This is a genomic window from Arthrobacter sp. BI5, assembly GCF_056680065.1.
The window spans coordinates 3,097,462-3,123,658 of the sequence record NZ_CM155264.1; the positions used below are offsets into that span (position 1 = coordinate 3,097,462).

Genomic DNA, 26,197 nt, shown 5'->3' on the forward strand with positions numbered 1-26,197 from the left:
GTTCGAGCTGGTCGAACGCCCCGGGCAGGGCGAGTTACTTGAGGGTAACCGTTGCGCCGGCCTCTTCGAGCTGAGCCTTGGCCTTCTCGGCGGCTTCCTTGGTGGCGCCTTCGAGAACAGCCTTCGGTGCACCGTCAACCAGGTCCTTGGCTTCCTTGAGGCCGAGGGAGGTGATAGCGCGAACTTCCTTGATCACTGCGATCTTCTTGTCGCCAGCAGCCTCGAGGATGACGTCGAAGTCAGTCTTCTCTTCAACCTCTTCAGCAGCGCCACCGGCGGGGCCGGCAACTGCAACAGCGGCAGCGGTAACTTCGAAGGTCTCTTCGAAGAGCTTGACGAACTCGGAGAGCTCGATGATGGTCAGTTCCTTGAAAGCTTCAATGAGCTCTTCGTTGCTGAGCTTCGCCATGGTGTGGCGTCCTTCCTATAGGTGGTGCCAGGGCGGCCTGGGCCGCGCCTTAGCACCGGAGTCTGGGTTGAAAGAGAGTTAGTTCTCTTCAGTGGCTGCGGCGTCGGCCGGAGCTTCGGTCTCTGCTGCTTCTGCGGCGGGGGCTTCTTCGGAAGCGGGTGCTTCGGCAGCTGCCGGTGCACCGTTCTCTTCTTCAAGCTTGAGGCGCAGGGCGTCAATGATGCGTGCAGCAGCGGCAGCAGGAGCCTTGAGGATGCCTGCAACCTTGGCGAGCTGCAGCTCGCGGGACTCGAGTGCTGCCAGGGCAGCAACTTCGCTGGCGTTCAGTGCCTTGCCTTCGAAGTAACCGGTCTTGATAACCAGCTGCTTGTTGGCCTTGGCAAAATCCGTCAGGCTCTTGGCAGCTGCAACTGCGTCACCCTTGATGAACGCAATTGCAGTGGGGCCGGCAAGCTGGCCGTCGAATGCTTCGACGCCGGCTTCCTTGGCTGCAATGGCGGTCAGGGTGTTCTTGACGACCGCGAACTTGGTGTCCTGGCCGAGAGAAACACGCAGCTGCTTGAGCTGTGCAACGGTGAGCCCACGGTATTCGGTCAGGACAGCGGCGTTCGATTCCTTGAAATCGTTAGTGATCTCAGCTACTGCTGAAACCTTAGTAGGCGTTGCCATAACCCTCCTTCCGGGGATAGTGCCGGTTTGTCCGGGTCCCCTCAGGATCGCTAAAACTAAAAACGCCCCGCGCAGATGCACGGGGCTTGTCTCGACGCGGGCTAGCCGCGGAGCTTTGCTTCGTTCACCTGCGCCGGCCGCCCTGCGTTGAGGGGCCTTCGTCCGGAAACCAACTTGAATCCCCCGCACACAACTGCAGAAGTGAGCGATGCTCAGGAGAGTGGATTTCCAACAACCGACGGTCTTTGGTCCTCCAAGCTTACGGGACGCGCCCCGTGTGCTCCAAATCGGCTCAGCTAACGCTGGGCCCGAAGTCCGGCAGCTCCTTTTGCCAGATGCCTGTCACGCCCGCGGTGGTGAAGCCGAGCTGCTGGTTGACGGTCAGCAGGTAGCGGTTTTCGGGGGCATTCCAGGTGTACAGCACGCGCGCGTCCGGGAACTGTTCGGTAAGCCGCTCCATGTTGGCCAGCTTGATCAGCAGCCCCAACTTGTTGCCCCGGTGCTCGCGCAGCACCACCGTGTCGTCCTGGAAGACGACGTCGGGGCGCAACGCGAGGACGGTGATGGTGGTCAGGCCCACCAGCGCGCCGCTGGCGAGATGCTCGACGGCGGTGACCACCGTACGGCGGCCCTGTGCGATGGCGACGTCCTCCGCCTCGCGGAGGACGCCGCCGTCGAACACCAAGTCCCCGTCGTCGGCGCCGGGGATCCCGTCCTCCCCGGCCTGGTTCTCCAGCGCGGCGACGGCTTCGAGCCATTGCTCCGGGCAGCGGTCGGTCCAGTGGTGCAGCCGGTACCGGCCGGCGTTGGCCGCGTCGGCCTCGGCCTGCAGCTCGGCGACCAGCTTGCTGTCAAGGGGGAGGGCGCAGGAGCTGAACTGTTCGATGTGCTGCAGGGTGTAGCCGGTGTGCCGGGCGAACTCGACATCCCGGCTGTTCAGCGGCACGAAGCCCATGCCCGTCCCGGGAATGAGCTGCCCGGCTTTGCTATCCGCCAGGGTCGCGCCCGGATGGTTGGTGTCGATCAGGATGGTGTGCCGGCCCTCCTCCCGGGCGAGGTGTTCGGCGGCTTCCAGGAGCTGCCGGCCGACGCCGCGGCCTTGGAACCCGGGCAGGATGTCGAGGGTGAACTCGGCCAGGTCGAGGTTGTCCGCGAGCGGCAGGGCAATGTCCACGGTTCCGACGATCTCGCCGTCGACCTTGGCCACCAGGATGACCTGGCGCTCATAGGGGTCCGCCATTTCCAGCAGCTTTTCCAGCGGGGCGTAGGCGAGGTCGTCGCTCCCCCAGGTCTCCATCCGGACCTTCCGCCCCACCTCGACGGCGGCAAGGAAGTCCGCTGCATCCGGTCCGTCCAGCGAATCCGGGATCCAGAGCTGCTCGACCCGTACCTCGTGTGCCTTAGCGGGCATGTTCCCAGCCGTCCTGCCGCCCAATGCTCTGCCGCCTCATGCGTTGCCCGGCCCGCGCCGGGCTTTCAAGCGTCAGCATATGCCCGTTTGGGTCCGCATTCCATGGCCTGCACCGGGGACTTTCCGGCGGCGTCCGACGCCGGCGCACCTCACCCTGAGGCCGGGGTGCTTCCCGCGGCTTCCGCCGCGCTCCCCACGGCTTCCGGGGCGACGGACCGCTGCCATTCCCCGTCCCAGCCCGCAGGACGGAAACCGAGGGCGACGTTAATGGCGAGCATGTGGTCGTTTTCGGCAGCGTTGAAGGTGGTGACGCGCCGGACGTCCGGGTAGCCGGCCAGCCGGCGGAGGTTGGCAATTTTCACCAGCATGCCCAGGCGGTGCCCGCGGTGGTTGGCGGCCACCAGGGTGTCGTCCTGCTCGGCGAGCCACGGTTTGCCGGGCGCCAGTTCGAGCACCGAGTACGCCGCCAGCTCCCCGCTCTGCCGGTGGCGGGCCGCCGCCACGAGCGAGACGTTGCCGGCCTGCTTCCAGGTGTCCTCCACGTGGCGCACGCGTGCTACATCCCAGGTCTCCTCGTCGTAGCTGAGCCCTCCGGTCGGCGCGTCCGTGCTCATCCGTGACATCAGCACTGCCAGCTGCGCCACGTATTCCTCCGGGCAGCGGTCAGTCCAGCACAGCAGCTCATAACCGGCGGCCTTGGTCCGGGCGTCCCGTTCCAGCCGGTCCAGGGCCGGCGTTGCGGCAGCAACATCCAGGCTGCTGAACCGCTCGACCTGTTCCAGCCGGTAGCCGGCCGCCGCGGCGAAGCGGACGCCGCGTGCCGCCGTCGGGAGGGCGCCGGTGCCGGTCAACGGCGTCATCACGCCCGGGCCGTCGGCGTCGAAGTCCGCCGGGTGTTCGGTGAAGCTCATCAGGACGGCGCGGCCGTCAGCGGCGGCCAGCGACTGGGCGTGTTCCAGCAGCGTGCGGCCGATCCCGCGGCCGGTGTAGGCCTTCAGTACAGCCACGTGCAGGAGCGCCCGGCCGAGGTTCTCCTGCTGCTCGAAGCGGATCCATGACTTCCCCACCATCTTGCCGTCGACGCGGACAAAGAAGATCCGCATCCGGCTGTAAGCGTTGTCCCGCCAGTAGCGCAGCCGGGCTCCGGTGGTAGTGGCCCGGTCCAGGCTGCCCCAGGTTTCCAGGGTCAGTGCATCGCAGAGCCGGCCGAATTCGAGAAATTCCGCGGCATCCGGCGCGTCGATGGTCGACGGAAGCTGCAGGGGTTCGATGAGGTACGGGGCGGCAGTCACCGGGTCAGCCTAACCGCCGTCTAGGATGCAGAAAAGACCGCCCCGCGGCTGCGGGACGGTCTTTTCGCTGCTTGCTACGGCACGCCGGGTGAGGATTAGACCTCGGTCAGGACCTTGGTGACGTTGGGGTCAACCGAGATGCCCGGGCCAAACGTGGTGGCAACGGTGGCCTTCTGGATGTAGCGGCCCTTGGAAGCGGACGGCTTGAGGCGCAGGACCTCTTCCAGAGCGGCGGCGTAGTTCTCGGCCAGCTTGATGGCGTCGAAGGAAACCTTGCCGATGATGAAGTGCAGGTTCGAGTGCTTGTCGACGCGGAAGTCGATCTTGCCGCCCTTGATGTCGTTGACAGCCTTGGTGACGTCGGCGGTCACGGTGCCGGTCTTCGGGTTCGGCATCAGGTTACGCGGGCCCAGGACCTTACCAAGACGGCCGACCTTGCCCATGAGGTCAGGGGTGGCGACGGCGGCGTCGAAGTCGGTCCAGCCGCCGGCGATCTTCTCGATCAGGTCGTCGGAACCAACGAAGTCGGCGCCGGCTGCGATTGCGGCCTCGGCCTTGTCGCCGGTGGCGAAGACGAGGACGCGGGCGACCTTGCCGGTGCCGTGCGGCAGGTTGACGGTGCCGCGGACCATCTGGTCGGCCTTGCGGGGGTCGACGCCGAGGCGGAACGCGACCTCAACGGTGGCGTCGAACTTGGACGGGTTGGTGTCCTTGGCGAGGGTCACTGCCTCGAACGGCGCGTAGAACTTCTCCGCGTCGATCTTGGCGGCGGCTGCCTCATATGCTTTGCTGCGCTTTGCCATGCTGCTTATTCTCCTTGTGCAGTTGTGGTCTGCGGACCGCGCTGGGCCCTGCCACAGTCGGGATTCCGGACGGTTTATCCGTTGCGGGTCCCGATATTTCAATGTTTAGGTGGTGCCGGTCGCCCGGCGGTGCTGCCCGGCGTCGTTCCCGGTTTCCCGGACCCGGCGCCGCATCAGCGGTGGGGGAATTAACCCTCGACGGTGATACCCATGGAGCGGGCGGTGCCGGCGATGATCTTCGCGGCGCCTTCCAGGCTGGTGGCGTTGAGGTCTTCCATCTTGGTGGAGGCGATCTCGTTGACCTGGGCCTGGGTCAGCTTGGCAACCTTGACGGTGTGCGGGGTAGCCGAACCCTTGGCGACGCCTGCAGCCTTCTTGATGAGCTCTGCAGCCGGCGGGGTCTTGGTGATGAACGTGAACGAACGGTCTTCGTAAACGGTGATTTCAACCGGAATAACGTTGCCGCGCTGGGCTTCCGTCGCAGCGTTGTACGCCTTGCAGAATTCCATGATGTTGACACCGTGCTGGCCAAGCGCAGGACCGATCGGCGGGGCCGGGTTGGCAGCACCTGCCTGGATCTGCAGCTTGATGAGGCCGGTGACCTTCTTCTTGGGAGCCAATGTAGGGTCCTTCTCTCAATTACGTCCTGGGACACAGGAGCGTGCCTCAGGTTGTTGGCCGCCATGGCGAGGCGGCCGGCCGCTCCGAGGCTGCTAAGCGGGCAGCCCGGGGCGAATTCTGTGGGTGTTGCTAGATCTTGCTGACCTGGTTGAACGCCAGGGTGACCGGGGTCTCGCGCTCGAAGATGGAAACGAGCACCACCAGGGTCTGCGAATCGACCTTGATCTCGGAGATCGTGGCGGGAAGGGTCTCGAACGGGCCCTCCTTGACGATAACCGATTCGCCGACCTCGAAGTCGACGTCGACCGCGGCGGCAGCGTGCTTGACCGGCTTTCCCTTCTCGGCCTGCTCTTCTTCGAAGACCGGGGCGAGCATGGAGAAGACCTCGTCGAGGCGCAGCGGCACGGGGTTGTGGGCGTTGCCCACGAAGCCGGTGACGCCGGGGGTGTGGCGGACGGCGCCCCAGGAGGCGTCGGTCAGGTCCATGCGGACCAGGACGTAGCCGGGGATCCGGACGCGGTTGATGACCTTGCGCTGAGCGTTCTTGATCTCAACGACTTCCTCCATCGGGACCTGGATTTCGAAGATGTAATCTTCCATGTCCAGGGTCTGGATGCGGGTCTCAAGGTTGGCCTTGACGCGGTTTTCATAGCCGGCGTAGGAGTGGATGACGTACCAGTCACCCTCCTGGCGGCGCAGCTTGGCGCGGAATTCATCGGCGGGGTCGACTTCGGCCGCCGCGGCGGCGGCTGCCAGGGCATCGCCCTCCTCGCCGGCTGCGGTGTCCTCGGCGGCTACGGCCTCGTCAGCAGACTCGTCGGCGGCGTCGGATTCGGGCGCAGCAGACTCGGCCTCGGACCCTTCCGCGGCTTCCACCGCGGCGTCCTGGCTCTTATCCAGCTCAGTCTCAGTTACCTCGAGCTCCTGCTCAGACACTTGGTCTCCTGCTTCCTCATTGCCTAACATGCCTATTTAAATGACTCAATTCCGCACACCCCGCGGAAGCTCCGGATTTCTCGGAGATCCACGCAGTCTGCGGACCGGTCGCCTTAGCGGTCCGTGGCGCCTGTTCCGCCGAAGACCCAGCTCACTCCGGTCCCGAAGGCCAGGTCCAGCAGGGTGACGATCACCATCATGATGACCACGAACACCAGCACCACGAGCGTGTAGTTGATCAGTTCCTTGCGGGTGGGAGCAACGACTTTCTTCAGTTCGCCGATGACCTGGCGGACGAAGAGTGCAATCCGAGCGAAGAAGCCTGCCTTGGGGGCATTCTTGGCGGGGCGGCCTTTGGAGCTGCTGGCAGCTGTTTCGGTCACCTGGTCCTCACTCATCCTCGCGATGTCGGATACCCGGCTCTGGACTGAACCATGGTTGCTGCGCTGGTTCCGGTAAACCCCCGGAACAGCTTGCGCAGGGCAGACAGGACTCGAACCTGCAACCTGCGGTTTTGGAGACCGCTGCGCTACCAATTGCGCCACTACCCTATGGATCGAAAACCGGTCTGAGTGCGTTGGTTCCGCAGGCTTCCCTGAGGCGCACGCCATCATCGTGTTTTCAACACCGGAGAACCAGTCTACGCAACAACTGCGCCCACGTCGAACCGGCCCTGTCCGGACCCCTGGCTGCCTGCGGAAATCGGCTGACTCGTCAGTCCCATTCCCGCTGCGGGTCACATTCCCACCCGGCACCCCGGAGGATCCGCTGAACAGCATAGAGTAGATTTCGTCGAATCCCACATCCAGCCACGAGCTGCACGCGAAGAACGGACCCGCAATGCCTGCCGCCCGCATTTCCCAGCGCATTTCCGCCATAGCCGAATCCGCCACACTGGCTGTCGATGCCAAGGCGAAGGCGTTGAAGGCGGCCGGCCGACCGGTGATCGGCTTCGGCGCCGGAGAACCTGACTTCCCGACCCCCGACTACATCGTCCAGGCCGCCATCGAGGCCGCCAGCCAGCCGAAGTACCACCGCTACTCCCCCGCCGGCGGACTGCCCGAACTGAAGCAGGCCATCGCGGACAAGACTTTCCGCGACTCCGGCTACAAGGCCGAAGCGTCGCAGGTGCTGGTGACCAATGGCGGCAAGCAGGCCGTCTACAACACCTTCGCCACACTGCTGGACCCGGGCGACGAAGTGATTGTCCCGGCGCCGTTCTGGACCACCTACCCGGAGGCGATCCGGCTTGCCGGCGGCGTGCCGGTAGAGGTCTTCGCCGGCCCGGAGCAGGGCTACCTGGTTACCGTGGAACAGCTCGAAGCGGCCGTCACGGAGCGCACTAAGATCCTGCTCTTCGTCTCCCCGTCCAATCCGACCGGGGCCGTCTACTCACCGGAGCAGGTCAAGGAGATCGGCCAGTGGGCCGCCGCCAAGGGCCTCTGGGTGGTCACGGATGAGATCTACGAGCACCTGACCTACGACGGCGTGCCCTTCACCTCGATCGCCACGGCTGTCCCCGAACTCGGTGACAAGGTGGTCATCCTCAACGGCGTGGCCAAGACCTACGCCATGACCGGCTGGCGGGTGGGCTGGATGATCGGCCCGGCCGACGTCATCAAGGCCGCCACGAACCTGCAGTCGCACGCCACCTCCAACGTTTCCAACATCCCGCAGATCGCCGCCCTCGCGGCTGTGTCGGGCCCGCTGACGGCCGTGGACGAGATGAAGGTGGCCTTTGACCGGCGCCGGAAGGCCATTGTGGCCGGGCTCAACGCGATCGACGGCGTGGACTGCCCCACGCCTAAGGGTGCCTTCTACGTCTACGCCGACGTCCGGGCGCTGCTGGGCAAGGAGTTCCCCACTGCGAACGGCCCGATCCGGCCCTCGACGTCGGCCGAACTCGCCGCGCTCATCCTCGACGAAGTGGAGGTCGCTGTGGTGCCGGGCGAGGCTTTTGGTCCCTCAGGCTACCTGCGCCTGTCCTACGCGCTGGGCGACGAGGACCTCGCGACCGGGGTCGGCCGCCTCCAGGACTTCCTCGGCAAGGCCAAGTAGCAACCCTCCCTCAGATCCTGCAGCAATAAACCCGACGCTCCCTCACCTTTAGCCGGTGTACCGCCAACGCTCCCTCACCTCTAGCCGGTGTACCGCCAACGCTCCCTCACCTGCGCAGCACACGGGTGAGGGAGCGGTGGCGTCTGGCCGCCAGACCTGAGGGAGCGTCGGGTGGCAACCCGCCGGACCTGCGGGAGCGTCCGGTGGCAACCCGCCAGACCTGAGGGGGCGTCTGGTGGGAAGCCGCCGGACGTGAGGGAGCGTCGGGTGGGAAGCCGTCAGACCTGCGGGAGCGTCCGGTGGCAACCCGCCAGACCTGCGGGAGCATCGGGTGGGAAGCCGCCGGACCTGAGGGAGCGTCCGGTGGCAACCCGCCAGACCTGCGGGAGCGTCGGGTGGGAAGCCGCCGGACCTGAGGGAGCGTCCTCAGAGGAGGCGGCGCTCCGCGGCCCAGCGCGTCAGCTCGTGTCGGCTGGACAGTTGGAGTTTGCGCAGCACCGCCGAGACGTGGGTTTCGACCGTCTTGATCGAGATGAACAGCTCCTTGGCGACTTCCTTGTAGCTGTAGCCGCGGGCGATCAGCCGCATAACCTCCAGCTCGCGGGCGGACAGCCGGTCCAGTTCGTCGTCGGCGATCTCCGCGGGCGCGGTGCCGAAGGCGTCGAGGACAAAGCCCGCCAGCCGGGGTGAGAAGACGGCGTCGCCGCCCGCCACACGGCGCACCGCGTCGCTGATCTCGGCCCCGGAAATGGTCTTCGTGACGTAGCCCCGCGCGCCGGCGCGGATCACGGACACGACGTCCTCGGCGGCATCCGAAACGCTCAGCGCAAGGAACTTGGTGCTGCCCAGCAGTGCCGCGGAGCCGGCCAGCACGTCGCGTCCGCCGCCGCCTAGTCCGCCGGGGAGGTGGACATCCAGCAATACGACGTCGGGACGCACCTTGGCGATGACGGCGACCGCTTCCTCCACGGTTCCCGCCTCCCCGACGACGACGATGCCGGGATCCAGGTCGGCCTTCAGTCCGGAGCGGAAGATGGCGTGGTCATCGACGATCACCACGCGCGTGGCCCCGGGCGGAGTCCCGGCCCCGCCGGTGCCCTCTGGTTGGCTGCTCACTGTGTTTCCTCTCCGTTGATCCCGGTTCCGTTGGTTCCGGTTCCGTTGGTTCCGGCGGCCGCGAATGGCAGCCGGAGCCGCACCTCGGTGCCGTCAGGGCTGCTGGCGATGACGGCGGTGCCGCCGTGGCGCCGCATCCGTCCGATCACGGATTCCCGCACGCCCAGGCGGTCCGCCGGGATGGCCCCCGGGTCGAACCCCGGCCCGCGGTCCTTGACGAACACCTCGGCGGCGGCGTCGGTGGCTTCCAGGTACACCGACACGGCGCCGCCGCCGTGTCGGGCGGCGTTGACCATGGCTTCCCGGGCCGCCTGGACCATGGCCTCGAGGCGTTCGGTCATGGCGCAGTCGCCTACGGTCACGACTTCCACGGCGTGCCCCAGCGAGTCCTCCACCTCCGCCGCAGCCGCCTTGATCGCGTCGGAAAGCTGGCCTGCGTCGCGGCCCGGGTCCCGGTAGAGCCAGCCCCGCAGTTCGCGTTCCTGGGCGCGGGCGAGGCGGACGACGTCGTGCTCATTGCCGGCCCGCCGCTGGATCAGCGCCAGGGTCTGGAGCACGGAGTCGTGCAGGTGGGCGGCGATCTCGGCGCGTTCGGTGGCCCGCACGCGGCCGGCGCGTTCGGCCTCCAGATCGCGCCAGAACTTCAACCCCCAGGGCAGCAGCACCAGCGCGACGCCGCCCAGGACGGCCACGGAGGCCAGCAGGGCGAGCCAGGTCTGTTCCCAGGAGCCGGACCCGGAGACCATCAGCAGCACCCCGGCCACCACCAGCGCGAGCCCGGCCGCGAGCCTGGCCCAGCCGCCGGCCTGGTCGGCTTTGGTTTTGTCTACGATGCCCGCGCGCCGGGTTTCGTCCAGCTGCATCCAGGCAATGGCGGCGCCGCCAAGGATCGCGGCAACCGGGATCAGGGTGCCCAGCGGGACGTCCAGGCCAAAGAGCCGCGCGATCAGGATTCCGGCGGCCAGCAGCAGTCCGGCGCCGAGCAGGATTTCCTTGCCGTAGGCCAGGCCGGGCAACCGGGTCCGCCAAGACCCGGCCGGAGCGCCGGGCGGGGGCCCGCTGACAGGGCGCCCGCTCACCGCCGGGGCGATCGGCGACGCCGGCTGACGGGCGTTGCGCTTGGCGCTCTCGTCCGCGGTGGGGACCATGATCCAGAGCCAGGCATAGAAGGCGACGCCGGCCCCGCCGGCGAGCGCCGCCACCACCATGCCGATCCGGACCATCTGCACCGGCCAGCCCAGGTGCTGGGCCAGGCCCGCGCAGACACCGGCGATGACGCGGTCGCTGCTGCGGGCCAGCGGCGGGCGGGAAACGGCTGTCGTCATAGGTCAATCCAAACACGGACCGGGGTTCCCCGGAGCCGTTTTCGGGCTGAACCGGGGGCCGCTCAGGGATCGTTCAGGGTCTTCCCCAGTAGAGCGCGGGACCCTGCTGGCGGGAGGATCGAGGTATGAATCCGCATACTCCGCACCCCGACGAGGACCCGAACGCTCCGGGCCGGCCGGAAGGCACCCCGGGCGACTCTTCCACCGGCCCCGCAGACAGCTCCGGGGCCACTGCCCCGGCCCCCGGCGAACCTGCCGGGGAGGCACCGCCCCTCTATCCGCCGGGCGGCCAGTACCCCTCCTATGCCGGTTCGTATTCCGGGCCCACCCCGCCGCCTTACACCGGCGCGCCGGGCCGAGGCCCGCAGCCGCAGAACTTCTTTGACTGGGTTCGCAGCCACGGCATCTACCGGGGCCGCGAGCGCTGGATCGGCGGCGTCGCCAGCGGCATAGCCCAGCGGCTCGGTGTCGACCCTCTGATCGTGCGCGGCATCCTGATTGTCCTGACGGTGTTCGCCGGCGTGGGCGTCCTGTTCTACGGCCTGGCGTGGGCGTTGCTGCCCGAGCCGGACGGACGGATCCATGTCCAGGAGGCAGCCGCGGGCCGCTGGAGCTCAGGTATGACCGGCGCCCTGATCACCACCATCATCGGCTTCCCCAGCCTGGGCAGCGGTGTCTGGGGCTGGGACCGCTACGGCTTCGGCGCCTTCGTCTGGACGGTGTTCTGGGTGGGCGGTGCCATCTACGTCATTTACTATCTGACCCAGCGCAACAAGGCCCGAGCCGCAGGGACCCCTATGTCCCCGGGCCAGGGGCCAGGCCAAGGGCCGGGCGGCACTGGCTGGAGTGCGGCGGGCGCCGGCGGCAGCGCAGCAGGCACCGGCACCGGAAGTTCCGCCACGCCAGGCGACGACGCCGGCAGCGCCTACGGCAGCGCCGGCACTGCGGCTGCGGCTCCCAACCAGCCCCTCTCCAGCCAGCCCCTCTCCAACCAAACCCTCCCGCTGGAAGGACTCCCGGGACGCTACGGCGAGGATCAACCCGCAGCGCCTCCCGGCTGGGCCGCGCCGCCTTCCCTGGATCCCGCCCCGCCCTACGGCGGCGGATACGGCTACGTGCCGCCCCCGGTGCCGGCTCCGAAGCCCCGCAACCTCGGCCCCGGCGCCCCTGCCGTGGCCGTGACCGCCGGCATCGCCCTCCTGGTGGGCGGCGGCATCAAGGCACTCGATGCCGCGCACGCCATCAACCTCGGCACCGCGGGAAACGCGGTGGTGTGGGCCAGCGGCGCAGCCGTGCTGGGGCTTGGGATCCTGGTGTCCGGGCTCCGGGGCCGCACCGCCGGAATCCTGGGCTTCTTCGCCGTCGTGGCGCTGGTCATTGGCGGGATCTTCAACCTGGTCCCCAATGCCGACCGGGCGCGCTTCCAGAACATCGACTGGGCCCCGGTGAGTATCGAGCAGGCCCGGGACGGCTTCGACATCACCGGCGGCACCGGCACGGTTGACCTGACCAAGCTGAGCCTGACCCCGCCCCTGGGATCCGACGTCGTGGTCCGGCTGGATGCCACGGCGAGCAACGTCACGGTGGCCATCCCCACCAATATCCCGGTCCAGGTCCAGGCGGACATGACCATGGGCAACCTCAACGACGGCCGCGGCAACCACAGCGGCGTGACGACCCAGCAGAGCGACTACAACACGGATAGGCCAGGCAGCCGCCTGATCGTGAAGATCTCCGGGACCCTGAGCAACATCACCGTGAAGGAAGGCAACTGACATGAGCAGCTACGACCCGGCGGAAACGCCGGAATCCACCGCGCTGCCGGCGACGGCCGGCGCCCCCCGGGCCCGGGTGGGGACGGTGGTCTGGGGACTGATCGTGCTGGCCCTGGCCGCACTGATCATCATCTCCCGGCTCGGCCTCGTCGCCCTGAACGGCACCTACGTGCTGATCGGCCTGATGATCGGAGCCGGCGCCGCGCTGGTCATCGGCGGACTGCTGTCCGCCCGCGGACGTGACAAAGAAACTACAACAGGGAAGTCTTGAACCATGGATAAGTTCTTCAGCATCGTCAGGGGCCTCGGCCTGAAACGCGGTCCGCAGCGCTGGCTGGGCGGCGTCTGCGGCGGGATTGCCGCCAAGCTGAACGTCGACGTCGCGTACGTCCGGATCGGGTACCTGCTGTTCGCCTTGATCCCGGGCCCCGCCTTCGTGTTCTACCTGGCGGCCTGGCTGATCCTCCCGGACCAGCGGAACGCGATCATCCTCGAGTCCTTCCTCGAGAAGCGCGCCGGCCGTCCCTGAGCCGTCCCGCAGGTCCCCAACCGCACCACCCCAACTGCACCACATGCACACAGTGCCCCCGCCTCCGCCGGCGGGGGCACTGTGCGTCGGACACGGTTTGTGTCCTGCCCCACATGCGCCAGTAGACTTCTAGGTGAGCTCAGCGTGGCGCTCTGCCTGTACCCCTTCGAACCAGGATTTGAGCCGAGACATGAAAATTGGAATCCTCACCAGCGGCGGAGACTGCCCCGGACTGAACGCCGTGATCCGCGGCGCCGTCCTGAAAGGCATCGCCGTGCACGGCCACGAATTCGTGGGGTTCCTGGACGGCTGGCGCGGCGTGGTGGAGGGCGACGTCATCGACATCCCGCGTGCCCTAGTCCGCGGCATCGCGAAGCAGGGCGGGACCATCCTGGGCACGTCCCGGACCAACCCGTTCGAGAACAACGGCGGCCCCGAGGTCATCAAGGCCAACATGGACCGGCTCGGCATCGACGCCATCATCGCCATCGGCGGCGAAGGCACCCTCGCCGCCGCGAAGCGCCTGACCGACGCCGGCCTGAAGATCGTCGGCGTGCCCAAGACCGTCGACAACGACCTCGACGCCACCGACTACACCTTCGGGTTCGACACCGCCGTCGAGATCGCCACGGAGGCCATTGACCGCCTGCGCACCACCGGGGAGTCCCACCACCGGACCATGATCGCCGAGGTCATGGGCCGCCACGTCGGCTGGATCGCGCTGCACGCCGGCATGGCCTCCGGCGCCCACGCCATCCTAATCCCCGAGCAAAAGGCCTCGATGGAACAGATCACCGAATGGGTCATCTCGGCCCGCGACCGCGGCCGAGCCCCGCTGGTCGTGGTCGCGGAAGGTTTTGTCCCCGAAGGCCAGGAATCCCCGCACTCCGAGCGCGGACTGGACACCTTCGGCCGCCCGCGCCTGGGCGGCATCGCCGAACTCCTGGCCCCCGAACTGGAGGCCCGGACCGGGATCGAGACCCGCGCCACGGTGCTGGGCCACATCCAGCGCGGCGGCGTCCCCACCGCCTTCGACCGGGTGCTGGCAACCCGCCTGGGCATGGCCGCGATCGATTCGGTGGTGGAGCAGCGCTGGGGAACCATGGTGTCCCTCAACGGAACCGACATCGTCCACGTCGGCTTCGATGCCGCCCTCGGCAACCTCAAGAGTGTGCCGCAGCACCGCTACGAGGAAGCTGCGGTTCTCTTCGGCTGAGGCCTCGTCCGGCCGGGCTTCCCGGCTCGCACTCTCCGGCTGGGACCCGCCGCTGGGTAGGGTTGAGGCATGACTCTCGCCCCCGGTTCCGCTGAAATCATCCAGCTCGCGTGGGCACGCCGGCTGGGGCTCGACGACGGCGCTTTCGCCACCGCCCGGGGCCGCCGCCTCACCCGGGCCGACGACGCTGCCCGCTCCCTGCAGTTTGTCCGGCTGTTCGGGAGTTCCGCGCTGGTCGGGCCGAAATGGGCCCTTGACGCCGCGTCCGGGTTTAGCGACGAGGAGCTGGCGCAGCACGTAACGCTGCTGACCATCACCCGCGGGCACGGCGGCCACGGGCTGGGCGCCGCCGCGCTGTTCTTCGCCGACGACCTGCCGCTGCAGCAGCCCGCCGAGGAGCTGACCGTCTCGCACGGGAACCCGGAAGCGATCGAACTTGAGACGCTCTGCCCGCCGGACGACGTCAACGAGGTGGGCCTGGCGGACCTTGAGCACCGCTTTACGATCATGCACGTCGACGACGGCGGCCGGACGCCCGTGGCGTGCGGCGCCTACACCGAGTGGGAAGGCATCCTGGCGCAGCTCGGCGTGCTGGTGGCACCTGAGTGGCGGCGCCGGGGCGTCGGGACGCTGGCCGCTTCGATTGCCGCCCACGAGGCACTGGCCTCGGGCCTGACGCTGCAATGGCGCTCCGATGTCAGCAACAAGGGGTCCCTGGCGCTGGCCCGGAGCCTGGGCTTCACCGCCGGCGGCATCCAGACCAGCGTGCTGCTGGGCTAACCCCGCGTGGCCCCGGCGCCGTCCGCGGCGGCATGCCGGCTGTCCGCGCCCGTCGCCGGGATCGTGCCCGGCGCTCCCCAGCCCTGCTGCGGCTGGGGCTTGGCGAAGAACAGCGCTACGGCTGCGCCCAGCAGGATCACCGCGGCGGGCAGCAGGATGGACTGGCCCATAGCGGTCGAGAATCCTTGGTGCAGCGCCTCGGGGAGCTGGCCGCCGAATGCCATCGGGTTGGACTCCCCCGCGGTTCCCGGCACCGCCGGCAGCTCCGCGGCGAGCCGGGCCTGGATCAGCACCGCGATGGCAGCGCTGCCCAGGACCGCGCCGATCTGGCGGGTGGTGTTGTAGACGCCGGAACCTGCCCCGGCCTGCCGGGGCGGCAGGTTCCGGGTGGCGGTGGAGCTCAGCGGCGCCCAGATGCCGGCGTTCGCGAATCCCAGCACCGCACTGGGGAGCAGGAAGAGCCAGATGGGGGTGTCCGGGTGCATCAGCGAGGCGTTCCAGAACAGCGCCACGGACATCAGGGTCAGGCCGGCGGCCGTGATGAATTTCGGGTTGACCCGGTCGATGATCTTGCCCACGACCGGTGCCAGGCCGCCGGAGATGACCGCCATGGGGACCATCATGAGCGCGGACTGCGTCGGGGTCAGGCCGCGGACCACCTGGTAGTAGAAGATCAGCGGGAGGCTGAAGGCGGTGACGGTGAACCCGACCGTGGTGATGCCCACGTTGGCGAGCGAGAAGTTGCGGTCCTTGAACAGTCCCAGCGGCAGCAGCGGCTCGCCCTTGTTGACCCGCTGCCAGGCCACGAACGCGACCAGGACGACAATGCCGCCGATGATCAGGCCCCACACGGTGATGGGGCCGGTGATGGTGCCCCAGTTGTAGGTCTCGCCCTCCTGGATGCCGAACACCAGCAGGAACAGGCCGACGGCGCTCAGCAGCACGCCGGGGATGTCGAACTTGTGCGGGTGGGTGCTGAGCGACGGAACAAAGCGCAGAGCGAGGATGAAGCCGGTGATGCCCACCGGAATGTTGATGAAGAAGATCCACTCCCAGCCCAGCCCGTCCACCAGGACACCGCCCAGGATCGGTCCCACCAGGGTGGCGACGCCGGCCGTGGCACCCCAGATGCCCATCGCGGCGCCGCGGCGGTCCGGCGGGAAGATCCGGGTAATGACCGCCATCGTCTGGGGCGTCATCATCGCAGCCCCGAGGCCCTGCAGCACCCGGGCCTCGATCAGCGTGTGGACGTCGCCGGAGAGCCCGCACCACAGCGAGGCCAGGGTGAAGACGACCAGTCCGGACAGGTAGAGCTTCTTCGGGCCGAAGCGGTCACCCAGCCGGCCCGTGATGAGCAGCGGGACGGCGTAGGCGAGCAGGTAGGCGCTGGTCACCCAGATCACCGAATTGATGTCGGCGTTCAGGCCTTCCATGATCCGCGGGTTGGCCACCGAGACGATGGTGGTGTCGATCAGGATCATGAAAAATCCGATCACCAGCGACCACAGGGCGGCCCAGGGCCTCGCTACGTTTTCCATGAGGTTCCTTAGGGTGCTGTTGCCGGGCTGATATTTTTGGTGGAACGGGGGTCTATCCGGTGGTGCTGGTTCCGGCTCGGGCCGGCGCGGCGGTGGCCGTACTCAGCGCAGGAGCGCCAGGATTTCGGTCCGGGCGAACATCTGCGCCGCGGCCCGGGCGGAGGGGTGTCCGGCGTCGGGGTCGGCACCGGCGTCCACGAGGACCCGGACGACGTCGGGGTAGCCCTTGAACACAGCCCCGGCGAGCGGTGTCTGGCCGCGGTCGTTGGCCGTGTTGGCGTCGGCGCCGTGCGCCAGGATCAGCCGGACGGTGTCCGCGTGGCCGTGGTAGGCGGCCAGCATGAGCAGCGAATCCCCTGCCGCGTTGGTCAGCGTGGCCGGCGCGCCCGCCGCGAGATAGCCGCCGAGCAGTGCGGAGTTGCCCTCGCGGGCGGCGTCGAAGAGGGTGTGCGCCAGAGCGAGGGTCTCGTCGTCGGGGGCGCCCGTTTCCGGCCCGCCGCTCACCGGGCCGCCGCTGGCAGAGTCCGCGTTCATCGGGTCCCCCTGAGGAATCCGGTCTGCCGTCCCACGACCTGGCCTGCGTCCGGCGCCACAATGGGTTCCTGCGCCGCGGTGTAGGGTTCCTCGCCGTCCATCACGGTCAGCACCGCGTCCGGGGCGACGGAGCGCTTGATCACGGCCAGGGCTACCGGCCCCATCTCGTAGTGCTGCGCCACGGACGTCACCGTGCCGACCTTCCGTTCGCCGGCCCGCACTTCGCTGCCGACGGCGGGCAGCGTGTGCTGCGAGCCGTCCAGCTGGAGGAAGACCAGCCGGCGCGGCGGGTGGCCCAGGTTGTGCACCCGGGCGATGGTTTCCTGCCCCTTGTAGCACCCCTTGGCCAGGTGCACGGCGGTGCGCAGCAGGTCCAGTTCGTGCGGGATCGTCTTGTCGTCGGTCTCGGCGCCCCAGCGGGGGCGCCACGCGGCGATCCGGAGCGCTTCGGCTGCCAGGACCCCGGCCAGCGGGCGTTCCCCCACGGTGGCCTCGAGTTCGGCGGCCGGAACGAGGTATTCGAACCAGGGCCGCTCCAGGCCCGGGTGGGCGTCCTCACCGACCACGGCGTAGGAGTACCCGCCGGCGCCCACGTGCGGCCAGGGGTCCTCCCAGACCTGGAGCCCGGCCCAGTCCGGAACCGGCCGGGTGCTGCCGAGCACCGCCCAGTCCGCGGACACGTCGGCGACCTCGACCCGGAGCATGAACTTCATCCTGGTGAGCCATTCGGCCAGCGGCGCGGCCTCCGCCGCTTCCACGATCAGCCAGGTGGTGGCGCCGTCATCCAGCACCCGCGCGTCGAATTCGATCCGGCCTTGCACGCTGAGCAGCAACAGTTCGGTGGACTGGCCGGGGGCCAGGGCGGTGAGCTGCTGGGAGGACAGGGTGTTGAGCCAGCTCAGCCGGTCCGGGCCCGCCACCGTAACCACTCCGCGCTGGGACAAATCGACGACGGCGGCGCCGGCGGCCAGCGCGCGCTGCTCGCGCAGCGGCTCGCCGTAGTGGGCGGCGACGCCGGCGTCCGCACCGGCCGCTTCGACGGCGCCCGGGCGCGACAGCAGTGGGCTCTTGATAGTCATATGAAGTAGAAGTCCTGAGCGCTCAGCGGTATTCCGGATTTTCGAAGTCGAATCGGGTGCCGGCCTCCCAGCCTTCGGGCAGGTTGCCGAACGCGGGGATGCCGCCGGCGTCCTTGAGCATCCGCGCCAGGTGCAGCAGGTTCCAGGTCATAAAGGTGGTGTTGCGGTTGGTGAAATCGCTTTCCGGTCCGCCGGAGCCCTCGTCCAGGTAGCTGGGCCCGGGGCCCACGGCGCCGATCCAGCCCGCGTCGGCCTGCGGCGGGATAGTGAAGCCGATGTGCTGGAGGCTGTAGAGCACGTTCATGGCGCAGTGTTTGATGCCGTCTTCGTTGCCCGTGATCAGGCAGCCGCCCACCTTCGGGTAGAACGCCCACTGCCCCTGGGAGTTCAGTTCGCCGGAGTGGGCGTAGAGCCGCTCGATCAGCTTCTTGGTCTGGGATGAGTTGTCACCGAGCCAGATCGGTCCGGCGACCACCACAATGTCCGCTTCCTGCACGGCCGGGTACAGGGCCGGCCATTCGTCGCTGGCCCAGCCGTGCTCGCGCATGTCCGGGTATACGCCGCTGGCAATGTCGTGGTCCACCGTCCGGATGACGCTGGTGGCAACGCCCTGCTTTTCCATGATCCGGCGGCTGATCTCGATCAGGCCCTGCGTGTTGGAGGTCTCCGGTGACTTCTTCAGCGTTCCGTTGAAGAACACGGCCTTGAGGTCGCTGTAATTGCCGCGTGCCGCGGCGCCGTTTGCCGCGCTGCCTGCGCCGCTTGCTGAGTCGTTCACTGTGGTGCTCCCTGCGTTCGCTGCGGACAACGGAAATTCAGTGAGACCGCGGCTTCCTGCCGGACGCGCGGTTCAGCCGACTTTGCTGAGGATCGCGGAGGCATGCGCCTCCAGGCCGCCGCCCGGCGTCGACCCCTTGCCGGCGGCAACGTCCCAGCGCCAGAGCAGCTTGCCGTCGACCAGGCCGAAGATCCGCGTCGCCGCGGTGTACTCCTTGGAGTGGCTGCCGCGCATCACCATGTCGGTGCTGAGCTGGATCTGCGGGCCCTTGATCTGGCCGTAATACAACTCGGAAATCCCGCCCGGATGCGAGATGGAGACAGAGATGTCGAAGCCGCCGTCGCTGTTGCGCAGTTCCTCGACCTCGTCGGCGCTCTTGAGCACCGGGACGATGTCGGCCGGGATGAGCCCAGGGCCGCCGTCTTCCTCACGCTGCTTGCGCTCCAGGGCCCAGAAGCCGGTCTCCACGGTCAGCGGGCGGAGCTTGGTTCCCTCGTCGTCCGTCAGCCACGACTCGGCCCGGTACTGCAGGTACGGGAGGCCGTTGTGGGTGAAGGAGACGTGTTGGAGGAAGTGTTCCGAGTCCTCTTCCCCGGCGCCCAGCCGGCCCCGGCCCTCCCACTCACCAATGAGCCAGGACAGCGGAACGATTTCGGGCGTCAGATCTGTAGGAATTTCAATCGGCACAGCAGCTACCTCTGGAAACTACGGGTTCTGGACGGGTACAGGGTAGGGCTGTCTACTTCTGGCCCTTAAAGAGCCGGTAGACGACAAAACCGGCAAACCAGGCCATCGAAAGGCTGGCCACGCCGAGCAGGACAAGGAAGAAGATCTCAAATGCAAGTACGGACATGATGCCATCCTAACGCTTTAGTGAAGGAGTAGTTTGTCTATGAAGTAGGCCAGCGAACCGACCGCGGAGACGGGCCCCAGGCCCATGCCCAGCACCGCCGGCAGGTTCAAGGAGGTGCCGCGGATGATCACCAGCCGGCGGAAGCTGACCAGGACGGCGCCGACGGCGATCCCCACCAGGGCGGCCGGCAGCACGGCGATGTCGGAGAACACCAGGCCGGCCAGCGGACCGGCGAGCCCCGCCCCGACGATACCCAGCGGCGCGACGATCCGGTCCGGCCAGCGGATCAGGCCCGCCATCAGGGCGATCGCGGCACTGATGGCCGCGATGAGCAGCATTTCCTTGACCCCGTTGAAGCGCGAGCAGGCGATCCAGCCGGCGCCGAGGCAGGACAACAGGACTCCGGCGCTGGACCCCAGGGTGGATTCCAGCCGCTGGGCCTGCCCTGTACCGCGGATCAGCTGCATCACGAAGATGGCCATCACCCCGGCTGCCACAAACGCGGGCGTCCAGTTCAGGAAACCCGGCGCGGGCAGGTAGGTGGCCGCCACCGCCGAACCGATTCCGGGCAGGCCGATCAGGGCGGCCAGGGTCTTCTTGGCCGGGATGCCCAGGAAGTGCGGCCAGCCGATGCCGACGAACGCGGCCGTGACGGCAGCGACGGCCAGCAGGACCTCCGGCGTGGAGTAAGCCCCGGCAACGATCGCGGCCAGGCCGGCCAGCCCGATGACACCTACACTCCGTGACCTCACTGCATTCCCCCCGGGGCGTACCCCAGCCGGGGACCCCCAACGCGGTCCCCCACGATCAACATAGCCACGATCAACCGGCACCTTCGCTCACTGCGGACCCACTCGGCCTGCTCGACTCCGCCGGAGCGGCAGGCCCTGACGGATCAATCCTGCCCTATGTGAACGTTTTGTGTCGCAAAAGAGGGACGCTGGAGCGGCGGAACAGTGTCTGCCGAGGGGCATTTGGGTATACTCAAAGTTCAGCTACGCTTCCTCCGGCAGCCGCAGGCAGGCACCGTCCGGAAGCCCAGTACCGGCCGGTGGAAGCCCGGTTCAGACGCCCAATGATGCGCGGACACCCCTTGGAGGAACCATGTCGCACATCCTGCTACTGACGAACAGCACCGGCTCATCGGTGGATGTCCTTCCTGCGCTGGAACTACTCAACCACCGCGTCCACATTCTTCCCGCCGAGCCCACGGCGCTGCTCGAAACCGATCCGTGCGACATCGTGCTGCTGGACGCCCGCAAGGACCTGGTCGGCGCCCGCTCCCTCACCCAGCTGCTCAAAGCGACCGGGCTCAGCGCGCCGCTCATGCTGATCCTCACGGAAGGCGGCATGGCCGCCGTTTCCTCTGCGTGGGCCGTGGACGACATCCTCCTGGAATCCGCCGGTCCCGCCGAAGTGGAGGCTCGTATCCGCCTCGGCGTCGCCCGCGCCCTGCCGGATGCGGACGACACCCCCACGGAGATCCGGGCGGCCGGCGTCGTGATCGATGAGGCGAGCTACACGGCGCGGGTAAACGGGGCAGCACTTAACCTGACCTTCAAGGAATTTGAACTGCTCAAGTACCTGGCCCAGCACCCCGGCCGCGTCTTCACCCGCCAGCAGCTCCTCACCGAGGTCTGGGGCTACGACTACTACGGCGGCACCCGGACCGTGGACGTCCACGTCCGCCGGCTCCGGGCCAAGCTCGGCGCCGACCACGAAAACCTGATCAGCACCGTGCGCAACGTCGGGTACCGCCTCACCCTGGTCCGGCAGCCGGACGAGGAACTCACCGAGGCCTGACCGGCCCCGCCCCGCCCCGGGGTTGGCCCCGGGTACAGCCCCTCCAGCACTGCACGAAAAAGCCCCGGACTCAGGAGTCCGGGGCTTTCGTGCGCCGCGTGGCGTTGCAGTGGAGGACATACGGGTCGAACGTATCGAGGCCACCCCAGTGGTGGATCCCCCTCACATCCACTCAACGGTTTCGCACCGTTCAGCCGGATGAGATACTGACTATACGTGCCCCGGGCGGATGCATCAAATCCACGGGTTTTCCACGCGCCGGCGGGCAGCGGACGTATAGCCTTGCACCATGAGTCCTGCGCATCCGGAGAACTGGCCCGTACTCACCCTGCAGGGAGCCGTCGATGAACGGCTGCTGCAGGATGTCAAGACCCTGGTGGCCGCCGCCGAGGAATCCGACGGCAACCCGCCGTTGTCCGACCAGACCCTGGTGACCCTGCGCGCCGCGGGCACCGGCCCGCACAGCGTGCTGGCCCTGGCCCTCTACTCCCCCGACTACACCCGCGACGACTCCGGCACCTCCGGCGCCGTTTCCGGCCACGCCCGGGGCAACGACCTGGCGGGGTTCGCCGTCGTCGTCGAGGATGCCGACGGCACCGGGGTGTTGGAGGTGGCCGTCCATCCCAGCTACCGCAACCAGGGCGTCGCGGACCGGCTGGTGGCCGAGCTCCAGAAGGTGCGCGGCTTCGCGGGGCTGAAGGCCTGGTCGCACGGCAACCATGAAGCCGCCGCGGACCTCGCCGCGCGCTACGGGTACGCGCCGGTGCGTGAACTGTGGAAGATGCGGCTCGCGACCGCGGCCTCGGAGCTGCCCGACGCCGCCCTGCCGGAGGGCATCTCGCTGCGCAGCTTCGTCCCGGGCCGGGATGAGGAGGCCTGGCTGGCGGTCAACCGGGAGGCCTTCGCCCATCACCCCGAACAAGGGAACATGAGCCTGGACGACCTGCAGGCCCGGATGGCCGAGCCGTGGTTCGACCCCGCCGGTTTCCTGCTCGCCGTCGACGCCGCCGGCCGGATCCTCGGCTTCCACTGGACCAAGGTGCACCCCCGGCACGGGGAGCACCCGGCGATCGGCGAGGTATACGTCGTCGGCGTCGCACCCGCCGCGCAGGGCACCGGCCTGGGCAAGGCCCTGACCATCGCCGGCATCAAGCACCTGCAGCAGCAGGGCCTGCACGCCGTCATGCTCTACGTCGACGCCGACAACATCCCCGCCGTCGCCCTGTACCGGCGGCTCGGCTTTTCGCGCTGGGACGTGGACGTCATGTACGCGCCGCGGGAAGGCCGGTAACCACGCCGGCGGCCGGGCGCCCGACGGCGGCCGAAACCTGGGCTCGTCCGGACCTGAATCCTTGTAAGGTTGAAGCTAAATCGCGCCAGCATTAGGAGAGACCATGCAACGGGAATCTGCCCGGACCGCCACGTCTGAAGCCGCTACGCCGGACAAGGCCGCGCGTCCCGCGCGGGCACGGTTCGGCTCCTCCGAAGTGCCCGCCTCGCGCGCCACCCAGGACCGGATCGACATCCCCGAGTTCGCCCCCAACCTGGAACCGGAAGGCGACATCAGCCCGGACCGCTTCCTGGACCGGGAGCTGAGCTGGCTGGCGTTCAACTCACGCGTCCTGGAGCTCGCCGAAGATCCCAACCTCTACCTGCTGGAACGCGTCAGCTTCCTGTCCATCTTCGCCTCCAACCTGGATGAGTTCTTTATGGTCCGGGTTGCCGGGCTCAAGCGCCGCATCGCCACCGGCCTCGCCGTGCCCTCCCCCGCCGGGCTGAGCCCCATGCAGGTCCTGGAACAAATCGGCGAGGCCGCCCACCGGCTCCAGCAACGCCACGCCCGCGTCTACGCCGAACAGATCCGCCCCGCACTGGCCTACGAACACATCCACCTGATGCACTGGGACGAGCTGGACGACCAGGCCAAGGACCAGCTCAGCGCCATGTTCGCGGAAAAGGTCTTCCCGATCCTGACCCCGCTGGCCGTGGATCCCGCCCACCCGTTTCCCTACATTTCCGGGCTCTCGCTGAACCTGGCCGTCGTCGTCCGCAACCCGGTCAGCGACAAGGAGCTCTTTGCCCGCGTCAAGGTCCCGGACCAGCTGCCGCGGCTGATCTCGATCGACGGCCCGCGCGCCGGCTCCGTGCCCGGGCGGGTGGCGCGCTTCATCGCCCTCGAAGAAGTCATCGCCGTCCACCTGGACCAGCTCTTCGCCGGGATGGAGGTGCTGGAGCACCACACCTTCCGGGTCACCCGCAACGAGGACGTCGAGGTCGAAGAGGACGACGCCGAGAACCTGCTGCAGGCCCTGGAAAAGGAACTGCTGCGCCGCCGCTTCGGGCCGCCGGTCCGGCTCGAGGTCACCAACGACATCAACCCCAACATCCGGGCGCTGCTGATCCGCGAACTCGGGGTGGAGGAATCCGAGGTCTACTCCGTCCCGGCCCCGCTGGACCTTCGCGGGCTCTCCGTGATCGCGGGGATCGACCGCGCGGACCTGCACTACCCCAAGCACGTGCCACACACGTCCCGGCACCTTAACGAATCGGAAACCTCCAAGGCGGCGAATGTTTTCGCGGCCATGCGGCGGCGGGACATCCTCCTGCACCACCCGTACGATTCCTTCTCCACCTCCGTGCAGGCCTTCCTCGAGCAGGCCGCCGCGGACCCGAAGGTGCAGGCCATCAAGCAGACCCTGTACCGCACCTCCGGCGACTCGCCCATCGTTGACGCCCTGATCGACGCCGCCGAGGCCGGCAAGCAGGTGCTCGCCCTGGTGGAGATCAAGGCCCGCTTCGACGAACAGGCCAACATCTCCTGGGCCCGGAAGCTGGAGCAGGCCGGGGTACACGTGGTCTACGGCATCGTGGGCCTCAAGACCCACTGCAAGCTCTCGCTCGTGGTCCGACAGGAAGTCGACGGGCTGCGCCGCTACTGCCACATCGGCACCGGGAACTACCACCCGCGCACCGCCCGGTACTACGAGGACCTCGGCCTGCTGACCGCCAACGAGCAGGTGGGCGAAGATCTGTCCAAGCTCTTCAACCAGCTGTCCGGCTACGCGCCCAAGTCCACCTTCAAGCGGCTGCTGGTTGCCCCGCGGTCAGTCCGCTCCGGGCTGATCGACCGGATCGAAACCGAAATCCGCAACGCCCGGGCCGGGATCGCCGCCCGCGTCCAGATCAAGGTGAACTCGATGGTGGACGAAGCCATCATCGACTCCCTCTACCGGGCCTCCCAGGCCGGGGTGCAGGTCGACGTCATTGTCCGCGGCATCTGCTCCCTGCGCCCCGGCGTCCCCGGACTCAGCGAGAACATCACCGTGCGCTCCGTCCTGGGCCGCTTCCTGGAACACTCCCGAGTCTTCGCCTTCGCCAACGCCGGAGACCCGGTGGTTTACATCGGCTCGGCCGACATGATGCACCGCAACCTGGACCGGCGGGTGGAGGCCCTGGTGCAGCTCACCAGCGGGGACGACACCTCGTATGTCCTGGACATGCTCCGCCGCTACATGGATCCGGGTACCGCCAGCTGGCATCTGGACAACAGCGGCGAATGGGTCCGCCACCACCTCGCGGAGGACGGCACCGCACTGCAGGACGTCCAGTCATGGCTGCTCGCATCGCGTTCGCGGCAGCGCTCGGCGAGCCTGCGCTAGGGCCGCGGCTTGTGAGCAGCGATTCCCTGGTCGCGGACCAGACCGACCACCCGGGCGAGGCGATAGCCGTCGTCGCGGCCGGCGCCCTGCCGTGGCGCGTCAACAAGGACAAGCTTGAGGTCCTGCTGATCCACCGCCCCCGCTACGACGACTGGTCCTGGCCCAAGGGCAAGCTTGATCCGGGCGAGACCGTGCCCGAATGCGCCGCCCGCGAGGTGGAAGAGGAAATCGGCCTCAAGGCTCCCCTAGGCATCCCGCTCCCGCCCATCCACTACCACGTGGCGGCGGGCTTGAAGGTGGTGCATTACTGGGCGGTCGACGTCGACGGCGCCCCGCTCCGCCCGGATGGCAAGGAGGTGGACAGCGTCATGTGGTGTTCGCCGGAGAAGGCCGCCGGCCTGCTCAGCAACCCCAGCGACCGTGCCCCGCTGGAGCACCTCGCGGCGGCACACTCCCGCGGCGAACTGGACACCTGGCCGCTGCTGGTGTTGCGCCACGCCAAAGCCAAGCCGCGCTCCTCCTGGTCCAAGGCCGAGGGCGACCGTCCGCTTGCTGCCACCGGGACACGCCAAGCCCAGGCCGTGGGCCGGCTCCTCCAGGCCTGGAGCCCGCCGCGGGTGGTGACGAGTCCCTGGCTCCGCTGCGTAGCCACGGTTGCGCCCTACGCCAAGGCCGTCGACGCCAAGGTGAAGCTGCACGAATCGCTGACCGAGCACCTGCACGGCCGGAGCCCGCACAAGACAGCCAACGTCGTGGAGTCCTTGTTCGACAAGGGACGCGCCGTGGCCCTGTGCACGCACCGCCCCGCGCTGCCGACGGTCTTCGCGCAGCTGGGCAAGCACATGAACTCCCGGCTGCGGGCCCTGCTGCCGTCCGCGGACCCCTTCCTCTCACCCGGCGAAATCATCGTCTGTCACGTTACGCACAGCAAGGGCAAGGTCGTGGCCGTGGAGCAGTTCCGGCCCTTCGACGACTAGGGTCCTTGACCCCGGCGTCTAGCGGCCCTAGTTTGT

The 26,197-nt window shown here is 68.1% G+C and carries 26 protein-coding genes and 1 tRNA gene; 10 read left to right on the forward strand and 17 right to left on the reverse strand.

Annotation, left to right across the window (positions count from 1 at the left end):
• Positions 1-34: 34 nt before the first annotated feature.
• The 9 genes from rplL to AC1MED_RS14280 all read right to left on the reverse strand — a co-directional run bounded on the left by rplL (position 35) and on the right by AC1MED_RS14280 (position 6,692).
• Positions 35-409 carry a 50S ribosomal protein L7/L12 gene (rplL, locus tag AC1MED_RS14240; RefSeq protein WP_346960917.1) on the reverse strand — a complete coding sequence of 125 codons (375 nt, stop codon included), beginning with the start codon at positions 407-409 and terminating at the stop codon, positions 35-37.
• Between the two features lie 78 nt (positions 410-487).
• Positions 488-1,078: a 50S ribosomal protein L10 gene (gene rplJ / locus AC1MED_RS14245; protein WP_479783860.1), complete on the reverse strand. Its 591-nt coding sequence runs from the start codon at positions 1,076-1,078 to the stop codon at positions 488-490.
• A 292-nt stretch (positions 1,079-1,370) separates the two neighbouring features.
• Positions 1,371-2,489, reverse strand: a complete 1,119-nt coding sequence (locus AC1MED_RS14250) for a GNAT family N-acetyltransferase (protein ID WP_479783861.1) — start codon at positions 2,487-2,489, stop codon at positions 1,371-1,373.
• A 149-nt stretch (positions 2,490-2,638) separates the two neighbouring features.
• A complete protein-coding gene (locus AC1MED_RS14255; protein ID WP_479783862.1) occupies positions 2,639-3,781 on the reverse strand; it encodes a GNAT family N-acetyltransferase in 1,143 nt (380 codons plus the stop codon).
• A 95-nt stretch (positions 3,782-3,876) separates the two neighbouring features.
• Complete coding sequence (gene rplA, locus AC1MED_RS14260; protein ID WP_138768556.1) at positions 3,877-4,584, reverse strand: 50S ribosomal protein L1; 708 nt, start codon at positions 4,582-4,584, stop codon at positions 3,877-3,879.
• A 188-nt stretch (positions 4,585-4,772) separates the two neighbouring features.
• Positions 4,773-5,204 (reverse strand): 50S ribosomal protein L11, encoded by a 432-nt coding sequence (rplK, locus tag AC1MED_RS14265; RefSeq protein ID WP_003803853.1) that lies wholly within the window; start codon positions 5,202-5,204, stop codon positions 4,773-4,775.
• 130 nt (positions 5,205-5,334) lie between these two features.
• Positions 5,335-6,141: a transcription termination/antitermination protein NusG gene (nusG, locus tag AC1MED_RS14270; protein ID WP_346960921.1), complete on the reverse strand. Its 807-nt coding sequence runs from the start codon at positions 6,139-6,141 to the stop codon at positions 5,335-5,337.
• Between the two features lie 113 nt (positions 6,142-6,254).
• Positions 6,255-6,539 carry a preprotein translocase subunit SecE gene (gene secE, locus AC1MED_RS14275; RefSeq protein ID WP_056738571.1) on the reverse strand — a complete coding sequence of 95 codons (285 nt, stop codon included), beginning with the start codon at positions 6,537-6,539 and terminating at the stop codon, positions 6,255-6,257.
• Positions 6,540-6,619: 80 nt separating this feature from the next.
• A tRNA-Trp gene (locus AC1MED_RS14280) sits at positions 6,620-6,692 on the reverse strand.
• 289 nt (positions 6,693-6,981) lie between these two features.
• Between AC1MED_RS14280 and AC1MED_RS14285 the strand changes: the two genes are divergently transcribed.
• Complete coding sequence (locus AC1MED_RS14285; protein ID WP_479783863.1) at positions 6,982-8,199, forward strand: pyridoxal phosphate-dependent aminotransferase; 1,218 nt, start codon at positions 6,982-6,984, stop codon at positions 8,197-8,199.
• Positions 8,200-8,625: 426 nt separating this feature from the next.
• Here the strand turns inward: AC1MED_RS14285 and AC1MED_RS14290 are convergent, their stop codons facing one another.
• Both AC1MED_RS14290 and AC1MED_RS14295 read right to left on the reverse strand, forming a co-directional pair.
• Positions 8,626-9,315: a LuxR C-terminal-related transcriptional regulator gene (locus AC1MED_RS14290; RefSeq protein ID WP_479783864.1), complete on the reverse strand. Its 690-nt coding sequence runs from the start codon at positions 9,313-9,315 to the stop codon at positions 8,626-8,628.
• Positions 9,312-10,640 (reverse strand): ATP-binding protein, encoded by a 1,329-nt coding sequence (locus AC1MED_RS14295; RefSeq protein WP_479783865.1) that lies wholly within the window; start codon positions 10,638-10,640, stop codon positions 9,312-9,314. The genes AC1MED_RS14290 and AC1MED_RS14295 overlap by 4 nt, the downstream gene beginning before the upstream one ends.
• A gap of 125 nt (positions 10,641-10,765) precedes the next feature.
• Between AC1MED_RS14295 and AC1MED_RS14300 the strand changes: the two genes are divergently transcribed.
• The 5 genes from AC1MED_RS14300 to AC1MED_RS14320 all read left to right on the forward strand — a co-directional run bounded on the left by AC1MED_RS14300 (position 10,766) and on the right by AC1MED_RS14320 (position 14,940).
• Positions 10,766-12,415, forward strand: coding sequence for a PspC domain-containing protein (locus tag AC1MED_RS14300; protein WP_479783866.1), 1,650 nt, complete (start codon positions 10,766-10,768; stop codon positions 12,413-12,415).
• A 1-nt stretch (position 12,416) separates the two neighbouring features.
• Entirely contained in the window at positions 12,417-12,686 is a 270-nt protein-coding gene (locus tag AC1MED_RS14305; RefSeq protein WP_346960638.1) for a hypothetical protein, read from the forward strand.
• A gap of 3 nt (positions 12,687-12,689) precedes the next feature.
• Positions 12,690-12,944 carry a PspC domain-containing protein gene (locus AC1MED_RS14310; protein WP_175321158.1) on the forward strand — a complete coding sequence of 85 codons (255 nt, stop codon included), beginning with the start codon at positions 12,690-12,692 and terminating at the stop codon, positions 12,942-12,944.
• Positions 12,945-13,134: 190 nt separating this feature from the next.
• A complete protein-coding gene (locus AC1MED_RS14315) occupies positions 13,135-14,160 on the forward strand; it encodes a 6-phosphofructokinase (protein WP_346960639.1) in 1,026 nt (341 codons plus the stop codon).
• 69 nt (positions 14,161-14,229) lie between these two features.
• A complete protein-coding gene (locus AC1MED_RS14320; RefSeq protein WP_479783867.1) occupies positions 14,230-14,940 on the forward strand; it encodes a GNAT family N-acetyltransferase in 711 nt (236 codons plus the stop codon).
• Here AC1MED_RS14320 and AC1MED_RS14325 read toward each other — a convergent pair.
• From AC1MED_RS14325 to AC1MED_RS14350, 6 genes are all read right to left on the reverse strand, one after another.
• The gene (locus AC1MED_RS14325; RefSeq protein WP_479783868.1) at positions 14,937-16,478 is read right to left on the reverse strand and encodes a DHA2 family efflux MFS transporter permease subunit; all 1,542 of its coding nucleotides are present in this window, start codon (positions 16,476-16,478) and stop codon (positions 14,937-14,939) included. The genes AC1MED_RS14320 and AC1MED_RS14325 overlap by 4 nt on opposite strands.
• A gap of 102 nt (positions 16,479-16,580) precedes the next feature.
• A complete protein-coding gene (locus tag AC1MED_RS14330) occupies positions 16,581-17,012 on the reverse strand; it encodes an ankyrin repeat domain-containing protein (RefSeq protein WP_479783869.1) in 432 nt (143 codons plus the stop codon).
• Positions 17,009-18,091, reverse strand: a complete 1,083-nt coding sequence (gene ygfZ / locus AC1MED_RS14335; protein WP_479783870.1) for a CAF17-like 4Fe-4S cluster assembly/insertion protein YgfZ — start codon at positions 18,089-18,091, stop codon at positions 17,009-17,011. Before ygfZ ends, AC1MED_RS14330 begins: the two co-directional genes overlap by 4 nt.
• 22 nt (positions 18,092-18,113) lie before the next feature.
• A complete protein-coding gene (locus AC1MED_RS14340) occupies positions 18,114-18,869 on the reverse strand; it encodes a flavodoxin family protein (RefSeq protein WP_479783871.1) in 756 nt (251 codons plus the stop codon).
• 72 nt (positions 18,870-18,941) lie between these two features.
• Positions 18,942-19,556: a nitrobindin family protein gene (locus AC1MED_RS14345; protein ID WP_479783872.1), complete on the reverse strand. Its 615-nt coding sequence runs from the start codon at positions 19,554-19,556 to the stop codon at positions 18,942-18,944.
• Positions 19,557-19,739: 183 nt separating this feature from the next.
• Entirely contained in the window at positions 19,740-20,474 is a 735-nt protein-coding gene (locus AC1MED_RS14350) for a permease (RefSeq protein WP_479783873.1), read from the reverse strand.
• A 352-nt stretch (positions 20,475-20,826) separates the two neighbouring features.
• Here AC1MED_RS14350 and AC1MED_RS14355 point away from each other — a divergent pair, with 352 nt between their 5' ends.
• The 4 genes from AC1MED_RS14355 (at position 20,827) to AC1MED_RS14370 (ending at position 26,161) form a co-directional block, all read left to right on the forward strand.
• Entirely contained in the window at positions 20,827-21,525 is a 699-nt protein-coding gene (locus AC1MED_RS14355) for a winged helix-turn-helix transcriptional regulator (RefSeq protein WP_146336841.1), read from the forward strand.
• Positions 21,526-21,814: 289 nt separating this feature from the next.
• Positions 21,815-22,816: a mycothiol synthase gene (gene mshD, locus AC1MED_RS14360; RefSeq protein WP_479783874.1), complete on the forward strand. Its 1,002-nt coding sequence runs from the start codon at positions 21,815-21,817 to the stop codon at positions 22,814-22,816.
• 103 nt (positions 22,817-22,919) lie between these two features.
• On the forward strand, positions 22,920-25,184 hold the full coding sequence (locus AC1MED_RS14365) for an RNA degradosome polyphosphate kinase (protein ID WP_479783875.1): 2,265 nt from the start codon (positions 22,920-22,922) through the stop codon (positions 25,182-25,184).
• 11 nt (positions 25,185-25,195) lie between these two features.
• Positions 25,196-26,161: an NUDIX hydrolase gene (locus AC1MED_RS14370; RefSeq protein WP_346960649.1), complete on the forward strand. Its 966-nt coding sequence runs from the start codon at positions 25,196-25,198 to the stop codon at positions 26,159-26,161.
• The last annotated feature ends 36 nt before the right edge of the window (positions 26,162-26,197 follow it).

Coding starts and splice junctions, on each gene's coding strand:
- rplL (WP_346960917.1), bottom strand. CDS start 409: ATGGCGAAGCTCAGCAACGAAGAGCTCATTGAAGCTTTCAAGGAACTG.
- rplJ (WP_479783860.1), bottom strand. CDS start 1,078: ATGGCAACGCCTACTAAGGTTTCAGCAGTAGCTGAGATCACTAACGAT.
- AC1MED_RS14250 (WP_479783861.1), bottom strand. CDS start 2,489: ATGCCCGCTAAGGCACACGAGGTACGGGTCGAGCAGCTCTGGATCCCG.
- rplA (WP_138768556.1), bottom strand. CDS start 4,584: ATGGCAAAGCGCAGCAAAGCATATGAGGCAGCCGCCGCCAAGATCGAC.
- secE (WP_056738571.1), bottom strand. CDS start 6,539: ATGAGTGAGGACCAGGTGACCGAAACAGCTGCCAGCAGCTCCAAAGGC.
- AC1MED_RS14285 (WP_479783863.1), top strand. CDS start 6,982: ATGCCTGCCGCCCGCATTTCCCAGCGCATTTCCGCCATAGCCGAATCC.
- AC1MED_RS14295 (WP_479783865.1), bottom strand. CDS start 10,640: ATGACGACAGCCGTTTCCCGCCCGCCGCTGGCCCGCAGCAGCGACCGC.
- AC1MED_RS14300 (WP_479783866.1), top strand. CDS start 10,766: ATGAATCCGCATACTCCGCACCCCGACGAGGACCCGAACGCTCCGGGC.
- AC1MED_RS14305 (WP_346960638.1), top strand. CDS start 12,417: ATGAGCAGCTACGACCCGGCGGAAACGCCGGAATCCACCGCGCTGCCG.
- AC1MED_RS14310 (WP_175321158.1), top strand. CDS start 12,690: ATGGATAAGTTCTTCAGCATCGTCAGGGGCCTCGGCCTGAAACGCGGT.
- AC1MED_RS14315 (WP_346960639.1), top strand. CDS start 13,135: ATGAAAATTGGAATCCTCACCAGCGGCGGAGACTGCCCCGGACTGAAC.
- AC1MED_RS14320 (WP_479783867.1), top strand. CDS start 14,230: ATGACTCTCGCCCCCGGTTCCGCTGAAATCATCCAGCTCGCGTGGGCA.
- AC1MED_RS14325 (WP_479783868.1), bottom strand. CDS start 16,478: ATGGAAAACGTAGCGAGGCCCTGGGCCGCCCTGTGGTCGCTGGTGATC.
- AC1MED_RS14330 (WP_479783869.1), bottom strand. CDS start 17,012: ATGAACGCGGACTCTGCCAGCGGCGGCCCGGTGAGCGGCGGGCCGGAA.
- ygfZ (WP_479783870.1), bottom strand. CDS start 18,091: ATGACTATCAAGAGCCCACTGCTGTCGCGCCCGGGCGCCGTCGAAGCG.
- AC1MED_RS14355 (WP_146336841.1), top strand. CDS start 20,827: ATGTCGCACATCCTGCTACTGACGAACAGCACCGGCTCATCGGTGGAT.
- mshD (WP_479783874.1), top strand. CDS start 21,815: ATGAGTCCTGCGCATCCGGAGAACTGGCCCGTACTCACCCTGCAGGGA.
- AC1MED_RS14365 (WP_479783875.1), top strand. CDS start 22,920: ATGCAACGGGAATCTGCCCGGACCGCCACGTCTGAAGCCGCTACGCCG.